Annotated in this window: 12 protein-coding genes; 4 read left to right on the top strand and 8 right to left on the bottom strand. The window is 39.5% G+C overall.

The window, feature by feature from the left end:
• Positions 1-751: 751 nt before the first annotated feature.
• Positions 752-1,576 (top strand): hypothetical protein, encoded by an 825-nt coding sequence (locus QUE03_RS13250; RefSeq protein WP_286262204.1) that lies wholly within the window; start codon positions 752-754, stop codon positions 1,574-1,576.
• Between the two features lie 196 nt (positions 1,577-1,772).
• Here QUE03_RS13250 and QUE03_RS13245 read toward each other — a convergent pair whose 3' ends face one another.
• Both QUE03_RS13245 and QUE03_RS13240 read right to left on the bottom strand, forming a co-directional pair.
• Positions 1,773-3,377: an energy transducer TonB gene (locus QUE03_RS13245; RefSeq protein WP_286262202.1), complete on the bottom strand. Its 1,605-nt coding sequence runs from the start codon at positions 3,375-3,377 to the stop codon at positions 1,773-1,775.
• 939 nt (positions 3,378-4,316) lie between these two features.
• Positions 4,317-4,982: a GAF domain-containing protein gene (locus QUE03_RS13240; protein ID WP_286262200.1), complete on the bottom strand. Its 666-nt coding sequence runs from the start codon at positions 4,980-4,982 to the stop codon at positions 4,317-4,319.
• A gap of 391 nt (positions 4,983-5,373) precedes the next feature.
• On the opposite strand from QUE03_RS13240, the gene QUE03_RS13235 reads away from it, so the two are divergent.
• Positions 5,374-8,235 carry a M16 family metallopeptidase gene (locus QUE03_RS13235; protein WP_286262198.1) on the top strand — a complete coding sequence of 954 codons (2,862 nt, stop codon included), beginning with the start codon at positions 5,374-5,376 and terminating at the stop codon, positions 8,233-8,235.
• Between the two features lie 152 nt (positions 8,236-8,387).
• Here QUE03_RS13235 and QUE03_RS13230 read toward each other — a convergent pair whose 3' ends face one another.
• The 3 genes from QUE03_RS13230 to QUE03_RS13220 are packed head-to-tail and all read right to left on the bottom strand — an operon-like array spanning position 8,388 to position 9,532.
• The gene (locus tag QUE03_RS13230; protein WP_286262196.1) at positions 8,388-8,792 is read right to left on the bottom strand and encodes a hypothetical protein; all 405 of its coding nucleotides are present in this window, start codon (positions 8,790-8,792) and stop codon (positions 8,388-8,390) included.
• Positions 8,792-9,346 (bottom strand): peptide deformylase, encoded by a 555-nt coding sequence (def, locus tag QUE03_RS13225; protein ID WP_286262194.1) that lies wholly within the window; start codon positions 9,344-9,346, stop codon positions 8,792-8,794. Before def ends, QUE03_RS13230 begins: the two co-directional genes overlap by 1 nt.
• Positions 9,347-9,361: 15 nt before the next feature.
• Positions 9,362-9,532, bottom strand: a complete 171-nt coding sequence (locus tag QUE03_RS13220; protein WP_286262192.1) for a hypothetical protein — start codon at positions 9,530-9,532, stop codon at positions 9,362-9,364.
• 84 nt (positions 9,533-9,616) lie between these two features.
• Here QUE03_RS13220 and QUE03_RS13215 point away from each other — a divergent pair, with 84 nt between their 5' ends.
• Both QUE03_RS13215 and zapE read left to right on the top strand, forming a co-directional pair.
• Positions 9,617-9,982: a hypothetical protein gene (locus QUE03_RS13215; protein ID WP_286262190.1), complete on the top strand. Its 366-nt coding sequence runs from the start codon at positions 9,617-9,619 to the stop codon at positions 9,980-9,982.
• A gap of 68 nt (positions 9,983-10,050) precedes the next feature.
• Positions 10,051-11,265, top strand: coding sequence for a cell division protein ZapE (gene zapE, locus QUE03_RS13210; protein ID WP_286262188.1), 1,215 nt, complete (start codon positions 10,051-10,053; stop codon positions 11,263-11,265).
• 54 nt (positions 11,266-11,319) lie between these two features.
• On the opposite strand, the gene QUE03_RS13205 is transcribed toward zapE, so the two are convergent.
• From QUE03_RS13205 to QUE03_RS13195, 3 genes are all read right to left on the bottom strand, one after another.
• Positions 11,320-11,595 carry a hypothetical protein gene (locus tag QUE03_RS13205; protein WP_286262186.1) on the bottom strand — a complete coding sequence of 92 codons (276 nt, stop codon included), beginning with the start codon at positions 11,593-11,595 and terminating at the stop codon, positions 11,320-11,322.
• Between the two features lie 152 nt (positions 11,596-11,747).
• The gene (gene hmpA / locus QUE03_RS13200) at positions 11,748-12,953 is read right to left on the bottom strand and encodes an NO-inducible flavohemoprotein (protein ID WP_286262183.1); all 1,206 of its coding nucleotides are present in this window, start codon (positions 12,951-12,953) and stop codon (positions 11,748-11,750) included.
• A 334-nt stretch (positions 12,954-13,287) separates the two neighbouring features.
• Positions 13,288-13,722, bottom strand: coding sequence for an RrF2 family transcriptional regulator (locus QUE03_RS13195; protein WP_286262181.1), 435 nt, complete (start codon positions 13,720-13,722; stop codon positions 13,288-13,290).
• Positions 13,723-13,846 lie beyond the last annotated feature (124 nt).

Below are 13,846 nucleotides of genomic sequence, written 5' to 3'. Positions count from 1 at the left end.
TTGTGTCACTGCGCTTTGCCATCTTCCATGATGGCAATAGCTACGAACTTTTCAATTTTCAGACGTTTGCTAAAGCAGATTTAGGCTTCGTTTAACCTCAGTGATTAATCTCGTTATGCTTTGGTTTGTATAAATATTCCTCTTTGTTTCTATCTATTTGGGTTATTTATTAACTATAGAAACGAGCCTATCAAGTTTAACCATTCCCATTTGAAGCATTGAAAAGTGAATTTAGATAATGAATTTGCTGCTCGAAGCACGGATGCTGAGAGCTAACGAGATACAGGAAGTATCTTCGTTAGGCATAGCAAAATCATCTAAATACACTTTTCAGTAAATGCTGATTGGGCACCGAGGGGGATGCAAGGGGGAAACCGGTGTATTTTCCCCCTTGTGTGAAGTCGCCACCGCGACAACTAACTTTTCAGCTAATGCTGTTTGGGCGGTGAGGGGGTTCCAAAGGGGAGAAAACCGTGTTTTCCCCTTTGGGTGACGTCGGCACCCCGACAACGTATTTCTATTTTTTCTATGAGTTTGTTCGCAAACTATCGAAACGAGTCTACCAAACTTAAATACTCACGCCTGTCAATGAACAAAAAAATGAGTTTTTTTAGCCATTCTTTCCTATCCTTAGAGTGCGATAATTTCAACGTCAGCCTGACATCAAGGGAACTATTGCGCAGTTTGGAAAAGTACTAAGTGAGTTAAGTGCTTATAAAGCCAAGCAATAAAAATCAAAAAGGATTTCGGTATGTATGAACAAATAGCTAAGCCAAAAGAGAGCAAAAATAAGACTGTCTCGAATGCTGTAGGTCAGAAAAAAAGTTGTGTGAAGCAAAGTTCAGGGTTTGTAGATAATCGTTTTGAGGTTGTTGCGTTGCAAAAGCTGGCTAATGCTAATTCAATTTCAAATATTACAGTAGCTAAACGAGAAAAGCCCAAAGAGAATAAAAACAGTGCCTCAATAGATGCAAATGTACAGAAGAAGGCTATTATCCCAGCGAAGGGGAAGAGTAGTAACATAATACAAAAATATAGTTATAACGCCGATGGTGCAGAAATAACTGCACATTTTCCAAAAAATGACACCAGAAAGTGGATCGAAAGTGTTGACGCTGAAGTTTCTTGGAATAAGGGCGAGATTATGGACCCAAATTCACAAGGGTCGAGCACCGTAAATAACCATGGTTGGAAAGGGGTGCTTAAAAACCAAAGTAACGGTAACAACGCTACAGGTTTACACATGGTAAATGCAAAATGGGGGGGATCCGCAAATGCGCTGGATGGAAATCTGGTCCCAGGGACTCCCAGCTTAAACGGCCATCATAAATCAATTGAAAATGTAGTGCATAACCTGTTCGATAACAACGGTGGAAAAGCTCCTGCAAATATATCTTACAGGGCAGATGTTTGGACCCCTTATAAACAAACAATAGATCTTAAAAAAGCTAACTCAGGAGACGAATTTGTTTATCGTGATCCAACAATAAAATGTACTGTAAAATCAGGCTCCAACAAAATAGTGGATAATCAGAAAGTGGATTTAGGAGGGGGAACCAAAATAGTAGTACCTTAAATCTCAATACATGCTGAAGTCAGCGCTCATTTTAGCTCGTTACAAAACTGAAAGGCATTGAAAGGAATTCAACGAGATCAGCGTCACTGGGTATTCGTTGCAATTTTTTGCTGAGAATACAAATAGGGTGAAGTTGATTTCCCCTTTGGGTGAAGAAAGCACTCCTACAGGTGCAAAGGTAACGCTAAAAAGTGATTTAAAATTTTCGCGTCAAGCGTAAATAAAAATCTGCCTGATTTTCTTGGATCGGGTTCGATTCAATCGCTTGAGTATCATCAAGCTCTTCTTGCCAGCGGACTCTCGCTTCAAATAAGTTTTTTGATTCGAGTAGCCACTGGTAACGGATCTCAACTAATTTTGTATTGGGTTTATATTGTGGCGACAGTTGCCAGCCTGCACCGGTATGCGCATAGTTAATACCTATGTTTTGCCCAGGCAAAAAGTCCATAATATTAAATACCGCGTTCCATGCTAAGCCGCTGACGTCTTGGTTATCAGCGATATCAACAATATTATGTTCAGGTTGTGTTGGTGAGTAACCCAGTTCAAAGCCGCCACGTAGCGTATATCGATTATGTTGTTGTGGCCATAGCCATGCGACTTTGCCGACCACGCCAACATAATCTTCATGATTGTTTGTCACTTCTTGTGCTGCTCCTTGTGATGTGAGCAAAGCGGAAGGTAAATATGAAATACCAAAACTGCGTTGAGTGACGTTTGAAATCTTTTGGTTGTTTTCAAATGAAGCAAAGTAAGATTGCCGTGCATCACTTTTCGAAAAGTCTATGGCGTCGTGGTAGACATTACCTGAGCCCTTTCTGCCATTGTATTGCATGATGAAATTTGATGTCCAGCCGTTATCAAGCTGATAAGTAGCATGGATTCCATCAGTCCAATTGATACGTGCATTATTACTGTTTATCCGGTCGAGTGACTTGTTAAAAACCCCTGTTTTTAGCACTGAACGGGTTTGCATTCGTCCGATAGCGATTTTAAAGCGGTGTGGTTCTTCACTCAACCAATGCAAGTAAAGCTCATCAATCGTTATTTGTCCTAGCTTTAAGCCTGTACTGCCGGGTATGTCGGTTTGCAGGATAAAATCCGCATCGCACTCATTTGTCGCACATGTGCCCGCGATACCTATACCGGCTCTTAAATTGTTTGAAATGGTGGCGATGGCATCTCCACGCATACGTATCAGGAAATCATTCTCCTGGATTACATCGCCATTAGTTAGCTCTCTGTCATAACCAGTATAGACGGCTCTTACATCGGCAGATAAATCCCAGATTTGATCACGCTTTCTAACCGTAGCTGGAAAAAGTTCAATGGAACTGCTTGAATCATCGTTTTCTATTTTAGCACTAGCTAGTTCAGTTTTTTCTAGGCTAGGTTCTAACGGCTGAACAATGTCAGTTGCGGAATTTTCTACTTTTGCTGTTTTTACTTTAGTAAGCTGTAATTTTGCTGGCTTAGTTAGTTTTGCAATTGTTGGCTTCTTTACTTTAGGGAATTGTTCAACTGTAGGTGACTGTTCAACTGCAGGTGATTGTTCAACTGTAGGTGATTGTACAACTGTAGGTGATTGTACAACTGTAGGTGATTTTTCAGCTGCACTGGCCGGCTGTGATTCATTGTTATTTTTAACCAATGAAAATGTGGGCTCTTTAACCGCTATTTTAGCCAAACTCGGTGCTGAAAAGAAGAAGTGATAGATGAAAACGGCGGCAACACAAAGTACGGTCAGCAAAGCTAGCAGACTATGCTTATTTAACTTTGTAAACAGTGTTGTGATGGTCATATTTTCTTTATTTCCTTATAGTTCGCAAGGTAAATGCCAAAGATAAATAGCGATAAAGGTTACATTTGTTAATCTAATCTTTACTTGAAGACTGAGTACAGATGCTTAGTCAACTAATAACGTACAGCTGGTAACTAAAGGTTGACGAAAGTTAGATTTACAGGGTTATTTTAAAGTGAAAGGAATTAAAGATGCTGAAAGGAAGTGTAAAATTATTTGGTAAAAATGTAGCAGTGTCACAGGTTGTGATTAATACAGAGCTAGTTTGCGTTATAAGAGCTATTTAAAGAAGGTTAAATGAAAAGCAAAGCTTAATGGGTTTGCTTTTTTATAAGCCAAGGTAGCGCTACTTGCTCATACTTTATTGATGAATATCTCCTAGTCAGACGGTTAGTGTCATTACTGTTTTAAAAGTAGTTAAAAACTAATAGGTCCGTCCGACATTACAGTCAATAGAAATGGAGTAAAACCAACCATGCCTATTATCATTAGTGTTGTCAGTATCATCAGAGCGCCGCTTGTTGCAAATTTAAGTGCATTGCTGTTTTCTTCTCTTGCGTAAAAGAATAGTTGTAGTATCAAGCCTGCATTGGATATATGTATTGGTGCAGTTAACATTGGCTGTTTACATCAGTGATGCTAATTCCAGCGTCAATAGGTTGGCTCAAGTCTATGCCACAGATAATTTTATTTAGCACTAAATGTCCCTCTTTAGTTTTTAGTTGGTTTTATTGAGGCTTGGCTATTGTTCTATATAGAAACATGACTTTTAAAATATAAGGGGAATAACCAAAATGTCAATTTTATCGACGATATGTTCTTCTAATTAGCCCATGATAGATTTACTACTTAAAAAAATATGGCATGGTTAACTGAGCACTTCAACATTTCAGTCATTTGCCCCCCTTAACGTGGATTGGAGGGCTATTCATAAAATGATCAAACGGGAGGGTTGTATGCATTTGGATTAAAGTGGCTATACCCCATATGAGTAATATATGGGTGGTCTTCTAGGAAAATCTCAATCGCTTTTTTCACTTTGGTTCGGATAAAGTCAATTTTTTCGTCGAAGAAATTTTCACGGTGATCTTCACAATCAAAAATACCGATCACATCGCCTTCGGGATCAAAAATTGGGCAGCATAGTTCAGATTTAACCTTAGCATCACAGCGATAATAAGGTCCGTCATGTTCATCGACATTAGGAATATAATAATGCTGTTTTTCCATGATCACGCGAGTGTTTATCGATTTATCAAGATATTCAGGTGCAATCGGAAATTCTGCTTTAGACATATCTCCGGTATAAACATACTTCACCAGTTTGTCTCCATGAGACAAGTAAATGCCAAACCACATTACATCAGTTTTTAAATGGATAAAGCGAACCAGTCGGTTAAGTCTTGTAACCAAATCAAGTAAATTGGCGCGTTGCTCCGGCGAGTCAGCATACTGGAGCAGATCATAACTATCACCGGGCTCTTTGAAGATTGGACAAGTTCCATCCTCATTGAGTTTCGGTTGGATATATGACAATAAATGCTCATGATTATCCAATGGGTTTACTGGTTCATAAAGAACCGACAAGATATCAAACAAACGCATAAATTTTTATGTCCTGAATTTCATTTTTAGGCAGTTAATTAAATACAGCTATTGCAAAGCCAAAGTTAGCTGATTTTAACTCAACCCTAAACCATAGTGTTAGATCATTTGATTCTAATTCAATGGAACTTGTTATGAAATAAATACCTAAATGTCTAAACGCATTTCTAGGTATGAATTGAGCGCTACGGTGATGCATTTCTATGGTGATATGGCGACAAGCTACAATGAGGAAAAAAGTGATACTTTTGCCTCTTCTTCGTAATATGATGACTACATAAAGAGCCTTACTTTATTTAATTCAAGGGTTTATTCAGTAGACAGCGTCGCAATATCATTTTAGATTAGCGTCCATTATAGAAATAAAAGAACCATAAATTAAGGACGATCAATGCGAATCAAACCGCTTTCAATTGCCATTACTGCCAGCCTATTCATACTGACAGGTTGTGGATACTCAAATGAAAACACCACCAGTAATGAAGCGGCTCAGCCAAATGCTGACCTACATTATCAGCAATCCTCTCGACTATCATTTGAACAGTTTGAATTAAGCAATGGCTTAGAAGTTATTTTTCATGTGGATAAATCAGATCCTGTTGTTGCAGTGACTTTGGCGGCGCATGTTGGCTCGGCACGTGAGAAACTTGGAAGAACAGGCTTTGCCCATCTGTTTGAGCATTTGCTTTTTTTGGAGTCTGAAAATCTAGGAAAAGGTGGTTTGGACAAAATGAGCGCTAGAATAGGGGGCTCTGGTGCTAACGGCTCTACCAGTCGAGATATCACCAATTATATGCAAACGGTACCTAGCGACGCGCTTGAGAAGATGATTTGGGCCGAAGCTGATAAATTAGGATTTTTTATTAATACCGTGACAGATCCTGTTTTAGCCAAAGAAAAAGAAGTAGTTAAAAATGAGAAACGACAACGTGTAGATAATCAACCTTATGGGCATGTATTCGATGTTATCTCATCTAACCTTTACCCTAAAGGACATCCTTATAGTTGGAGCCCGATAGGTTCGTTGGAAGATTTGCAAGCATCAACACTTGATGACGTGAAAGAGTTTTTTAAACGTTGGTATGTGCCCAATAATGTCACCTTGGTGATCTCTGGCGATTTTGATAAAGCACAAGCAAAGGCGTGGGTTGAGAAGTATTTCAATGAAATTCCACGTGGACTTGAAGTGAAACCAATGGCTGCACAACCTACGCACCTATCGGCGACTAAACAATTTTATTATGAAGATAATTTCGCTCAGGTTCCTCAATTAACTCAAGTATGGCCAACGGTTGAAAAATTCCACCCTGATAGCTACGCAATTGACGTTCTTATTAAGTTGTTGGTTGATGGAAAAGATACGCCATTGACTCACGAGCTGGTTGAGAAACGAAAACTAACATCCAATGTTACCTTGTTTGATTATCGTTCGGAGTTAGCAGGTGAACTCTTTATGATGGTGCGCGCTTTTGACAAGGTTGATTTAGATTCAGTGCAGCAGGGCATAAAAAAGGCTTTTAAACGTTTTGAAACTGAGAAATTTAGCAATGAAGATTTAAACCGTATTAAAGCAGGTTTAGAAACTCAATTCTACCGCAGCTTGTCAAGCGTAGTGGGTAAGGGAACACAATTGGCCGATTATAATTTAATGGCAAATGATCCTGACTTAATTAACAAAGAAATTGATTTAATGCGCAACGTGAGCACAGATGATGTATGGCGTGTGTACAACCAGTACGTCAAAGATAAGCATTTTGTATCGACTAGCTTTGTGCCTAAAGGGCAACAAGCACTTGCCGTTGAGACAGCGGTATTAGTAAAGATAAAAGAAGAGAAAGTTGAACTAGGCTCTGAAGCCGATTTTGATGCATCAACGCAAGCTGAATATAAGAAAACGCCATCAAGCTTTGATCGCTCCATAGAGCCAGCTTATGGCAAGGCGCTGGTCATTTCTGTACCGAATGTTCAACGCACTGAACTAAGCAATGGTATCGATGTATTATCGATATATAGTGATGAAGTACCATTGGTGGAAATTGAATTAACTTTAGCTGGCGGTATGCTATTTGACGTTCAAGGCAAATCAGGTACCGCTAACTTGCTTGCTAATGTGTTAAATCGCGGCACTAAAAGCAAAACGGCTAGCGAATTGGAAAAAGCGATAAAACAATTAGGCTCGAAGGTGAATGTATTTGCCAGCAAAGAAAAGCTGACAATAAGTGCAAGCACGTTGTCACGTAATTTCGCTGCCACTATGTCAATTGTCTCAGAAATGTTGATGGAGCCTAGATGGGATCCACAAGAGTTTGAACTCGCTAAAACTGCGGTATTAGGGCAAATAAAACAGCGTATGAGTGATCCGAAAGCCATTGCAACGATGCAAATGGGTAAAATCACTTACCCTAAAGGTCATCCAATGGCGAATACATTGCTTGGTGATGAGCAAAGCCTGACGTCGCTCAGCTTGGCTGACTTAAAGTCGTATTATCAACATAATCTGGTGCCACAATTTGCTGATGTACAGGTTGCTGGTGCAATAAAACACAAAGATGTTGTTGATGCGTTATCGACCATGGAACAGAACTGGACTAAAACGGATAGACAACTACCTCAAATAGATGTTCCCGACTTGGCGGACAGCCCTACAGTCTATTTCTATGATGTTCCAGGTGCCAAACAGTCGACGTTGCATATTGCACACCCCGCGGTAAAAGGGAATCACCCTGATTTTTATCGTGCTCATGTGATGAATTATATCCTCGGAGGAGGAAGTTTTGCGTCACGATTAACACAAGAGTTACGGGAAGGTAAAGGGTATACCTATGGTATTAGGTCTCGTTTTGAATCGTCTAATTATTCATCGATGTTTACCATAAATACGGGGGTTCGCAGCAATGTCACCCTAGAAGCCTTAGAGCTTATCAAAGAAATTGTTGAGCAATACAGTGACACTTTCACTTTGGAAGACTTGGCTACAACCCAAAGCTATTTCTTGAAAAGCAATGCGAGAGGTTTTGAAACACTTAATGCAAAACTTAATATACTGGAAAATATCGCGACGTTGGATCTGCCTGTTGACTATATGCAGCGCTATGCCAAGCAAATTGAAGCGTTGACCATAGATGAAGTTAAGACACTTGCTCAGCAGCATATCAAGCCGAGTAGCTTAGTTTATCTAGTCGTAGGGGATGCAAAAACTCAATATGAACGTCTTGCCAAATCAGATATTGGCAAGGTTGTGCGTTTGAATTAGGTGATGAATCTTGGGAGCGCTTGTATCGCTTGACAACAAGCGTTCTCATGTTTCAAATTTTAGCTGCCAACGAGAGTGCAAAGGCAACAGTTCACTCTCTGCCGGTTAAAGCATCGCAAAAATACCTATTGCATTTTTTACATAGATGAAAGTCATATCATGGCGTCATAAGTATTATTCATCACTTCAATGGTAATATTTTCATTGTAGTTGCCGACAATTCGGTTGAATTTAAGTTGTTGTTTTCGAACAAAGTCAATAAAGGTTTTTGTGTAGCTTGGTATCACCTTGGCAATGGTATTATCGAATGGAATGTGTAGAAAGTGTGATTGAAAAATACCCCCGCCGTTTTTGAAATAAACAAAGTCTTGTCTTTTGGAGTGCATATTTTCTAATATATAAAAATGCGAGTCTTCAATGGCTTGTTCATGTTTAATGACGCGGAATTTAAACTGGCTAATGCCATTTTTACATGTCGGGTACGCTTTAATCGCATCGATCGTATACGCGTCGGCAGTTGTTTCGATACCTTGTTCAGCAATTTCCGTTGTAATCATCAAGCGTACTGTCGATACCACTCCTGTTCACTTATCAAATCTTTACTCGACTCCAGTTGATCAATAAAGGTCAACCCGTTTAAATGATCTAATTCATGTTGAAAAATACGAGCGATAAATCCAGTAAATTCTGCACGATGCTCATTAGCTTGTTGGTCAAAATAACGCACGGAGATCTGTTTATACCTTGGTACTAAACCACGCATACTGGGCACACTTAAACAGCCTTCCCAATCTTTTTCTTTATCAACAGAGCAATGTATTATCTCGGGATTAATAATCGCAGTCGGTGTCATTAATGGTGCATCAGGATAACGCGCATTAGGTTTAGAGCACATAATAAAGATACGTTTACTGTGATGAATTTGTGGCGCTGCAATACCAACCCCACCGGCTTCTGATACGACTAACAGCATTTGTTCAATTAATTGCTGGCATTCAGGTGAGAGAATATTATCAACTTCTGTCGCCCTTAATCTTAAAACGGAATGTCCTAGCTGAGCGATAGCATAGTTGAGTTTGTCTTTATTATTTGTGTCAGTGGTTTTGTTCATTGCAGCTTAAGTGTATTAATCTGTTATTTTTATAGTTAATTCGATATTTTTCTTGTCGCCAGCAAACCACTTTTGTACATAAATAGAGCCTAAGACAGGTGGCATGCCATCTTCTGGGACTTCCTTATAACGAACACTGTTTTTATTGTTTTTCTCTATTTCAAATTTGATAGTTTTTTCAGTCACGTTGAGTTAACTCTTGTTAATGTTTTCATCCTATTTTACAAGTACTATATGGTAAATGCATCAGTAATGAAGTAATAGCAGTGTATGGCATTAATCGTTGATTTAAGAGATTTCCTTGATGAACAAGGACATGTGGTCGAGCTGACAGAACAAGCGGGCAGGGTGTTCACGTTTTTGACTCAAATTGTCTTAGCGGTGACAAAGCGCAAGATAAATTCTGCAGATAATCATATCAATGGCCAAATGACTCACCTCGATAATCAAAAATGTATTAAAGTTGATTTGAACTGTAATACGCGTGCTTTACAGCTATCTTGTGATGGAAAAATCGCTGCAACATGTAATGAGAATGCGTTAATTGAGTGGCATTGTGATACGTGTGAAGCATCAGGTACCATTTCAAATTGGCAAACAAGTCTATGGGATAAGCAGGCTCGTACGCTTCATTAACTTGATGAGCTGAATATGCCTCGCTTGTTACGCTATAATCTCCCCATTTTTAATTACTGTTAGCATTCATGTCTAATAAATCTCCTCTCAGTCAATATCAAACGTTAGTGAGCTTAGATCAAATAACTGATGATGTAGCTCAACAACAAGCGGTTGACTTGTTGCAACAGCTTTATGTTCAACTTCACTTAACTAACTCAAATAAACACTGCTTAGCTAATAACCAAGTTAGGGGCGTTTATTTGTGGGGTAAAGTTGGGCGCGGAAAAACATTTTTAATGGATATGTTTGTTAATAGTTTATCGGGTGACTTATTTAAAGGAACTGCGAATAAAATATGTAAAAGGCAACACTTTCACCATTTTATGCGAGATGTTCATCAACAGCTTAGAGAGTTGTCAGGCAAGGTAGAGCCGTTAAAACGTATTGCTAAATCATTCAGTCAGCGTTATCGGGTGTTGTGTTTTGATGAGTTTTTTGTCTCTGACATAGGCGATGCTATGTTGCTAGGGAATTTACTGCAATACCTGTTCGAACTAAATATCATCGTGGTTAGTACCAGTAATAGTGCACCGCAAGAGTTGTACAGAAATGGTTTACAGCGTCAGCGGTTTTTACCTGCGATTGCGGCCATTGAACAGCATATGCATTCGGTACATTTAGCAGGAGAACAAGACCACAGGCATCGCACCTTAACCTATGTGCAAAATTACTTTGAATTGCCTGATTCACAAAAGCAGCAAACTGTTTTGCATCAAAAGTTACTAAATCGATTCAATTTAAAGCCATTCACTCAAAAGACAACAATTACTATTTTGGGGCGAGAAATAAACACCATAGCCAAAAGTGCAGAGCAAGATGAACAAGTAATCTGCTTTGATTTTTCAGCGATTTGTCGAGGACCTCGTAGCCATTTTGATTACATTGAAATTGCAAAGCAGTTTAATACCCTATTGCTGTTTAATGTACCGCCAATGAGTGGCCAAGCGTATGAAAGAATTAAAGCCAGAGGCACGGAAGATAATGGCTCAAACATTAATGTTTCAACAGCTGAGACAGGTGAGCGGGAAGTGGTATTAGCGCCGATGGATGATGCCGTCAGGCGATTCATTGCACTAGTTGATGAATGTTATGATTGCCACATCAATCTAGTGATGAGCGCTTTTGTACCACTGAGTGATCTTTATAACAACGGAACATTGTTGTTTGAATTCGAACGAACCAAAAGTCGGTTAACCGAAATGGCTTCACAGGAATATGTAGATAAAAGTTTATCTGGTTAGCACAGAGGTCAACCCTACTCGTTCTATACGGAACAATAATCGGGCCTTCGGACATTACTTAGTGGGACAACATAAATTACTAGCAGAGTTTGTATTTGCAGTGATCGTTTTAAGTTCTGACGTGACCGCCATTAACGCAACAACAGCAATTTTGAAGCTACCTGCGAAAACGATGGTTAGAATGTGAGCTGCAACTTGGATTGGAATACTGAAAAGCTCTGCGTAGGGATAGCTGATCAGCAAACAGGCCGCTGTCGCAAGAAATGAAAATACGAGTAAGTAGTAGCTTACCTGCTTAACTTTATTAGCCATTCGGTAACGTTGACACATTAGATATTCCCCAAAATTGTAAAACAACATGTGACAATCAGGGCTTGGTTGATAACTAAAACTAGCCCTATGGTTAACTGTCATTTGATGACACACAAGACCAATGCCGCTAAGAATGCGCATAGAGACATTGGCTATAACAGATAATGTCCTTAGGCTGCTTTAATACTTTCTTTTGGGCTTGCTTCTAGGTCTTCAAGCGGGCCAAAAAATTCAAAGTGCACTTGTTCGCTCGGAAGGGCTAGCACTTTTGTTAGTTGATTCATGCTACGCATAAATGGTGTTGGACCAAGGTAGTAGAAGTCGACATCTTTTGATGACGGTAAGCGCGACGCGATGTGTTCCTGTGATAAATAACCTACGGCGTGCGGGGAATCTATGTCCAAGGGTTGGTCGTAAACATAAAATACATTAAGGTTTTCATGTTGTTTGGCAAGTGTATCGACATGTTCTTTAAACGCATGTACCTGACTATTTTGAGCAGCGTGAATAAAATGAATTTCTCGCCCACTCGCTATCGCCGTATTAAGCATACTGATTGCAGGTGTTAACCCCACGCCTGCAGTGACTAAGAACAATGGACGTTCACTGTTTTTTAATACAAAGTCGCCACAAGGTGCTGATAAATTAATATTGTCGCCTACCTCAAGCGAATTGTGTAAATAATTAGAAACCACACCGTCAGTTTCGCGTTTGACACTAATACGCAATGTAGGTTTGCCCGGGGCGTCAGACAAACTGTAGTTACGTCGGATCACTTCTCCATCAATGTTCAGTACGACCGCAACATATTGTCCAGCTTGAAAATCGATGACTTCAGCTCCTGAAATTGGTTTAAAGTAAAATGACGTTATCACTTCACTTTCGATTTCTTTGTGAACCAACTTAAACGCAAGTTCTCCGCGCCAGCCACCTGTTCGTTGTTCATTGCTTGTGTTAACTCCCTCTTCTGCTTGAATCAAAATATCAGCCAATTGCTGATAGGCTATGGTCCATGCCTCTATAATGTCTTGCGTCGCTGCCTCGCCTAACACAAAACCAATTGATTCCAACAAACATTCTCCAACAAGGGGGTAGTGCTCAGGTAAGATCCCTAAAGAGCAATGTTTTTGTGCAATTAAGCTAACGGCATCACCCATAAGCTCCAAGCGCTCGATATTACTTGCATAGGCTATGACCGCATTGGCTAACGCCTGACGTTGGCTGCCTTTTTCTTGGTTAGTTTTGTTAAAATACTCCAACACTTGTGGGTAACGATTAAACAGTAATGGATAGAAGTGCTCAGTAATTTGTCGCGCGTGAGCTGATACGGCTGGTACTGTTGCGTTGATTGTTTGAATTTGAGCAGGTGTTAACATCTAAATATAATCTCCTAGGTTTAAATTATAAGACTTTGCCTTTGTGATGCTTCACTTGAAGCGGAGCATTGCACGTGACGTCCTTTTACTTGATTCGGGCTATAAGTTGAGGCAATTAGGTAGCTGCATAGCATCAAAGTAGTTGTAATGACTTTAATTTTTACTCTCATTATATGTTTACGAAGCGACATTGTTGTATTTAAAATGCAACAATGTCGCTAAAACTAAACTCACGTTAAAGACAGCATAAGTATGTGACTGATGCGTGAGAAATATATGTTGCATTTATAATGCAACATATAGGGTAAATAACCGGTAATGTTAGTGAATAGTGTTAGGCGTATTTGACATGCATCTCTATTATCTTATTACCTGTTTGGCCTGTAACTGAGTCAGCTAATGTATAGCGTTCCATTTCATCGTAAAACGCCTTCAAGCCAAAGTCTAAATACTGCTTTACCTGACACCCCATCCTAAGTCTGCACAGCGCATTCTCACAATCGATTAATTGATTGCACTCTTCTAAAGCTTTAATGATAGTTGCTAACGTTATTGACTCTGGTGGTACTGCCAACTGCAATCCGCCATTTCGTCCACGCGTTGTCAGAATCCATTCTAGATTAGCGAGTTTGTTAACCACTTTAATTAAGTGATTTCTTGGTACTTTGAATTGCTCGGCAATCTCACTAATTTTAACTGGTTCAGATCGACTATAGGTTAGGTACATTAGCACTCTGATACCCAAATCGGTAAAATGCGTTAGCTGCATATTGCGAACTTATTCTCGTCTAATTTAGGGCTAGAATAATAAAGTTGCATTTTAAATGCAACAATTAAAGTGATGGATCTAATCAGATTGAGGCAACGGGACATTTAAGCTATGTATGTTCGGT

The sequence above is a fragment of the Thalassotalea atypica genome, from assembly GCF_030295975.1.
Classification (GTDB): Bacteria; Pseudomonadota; Gammaproteobacteria; order Enterobacterales; family Alteromonadaceae; genus Thalassotalea_F; species Thalassotalea_F atypica.
This window is presented reverse-complemented; position numbering and strand designations above follow the sequence as displayed.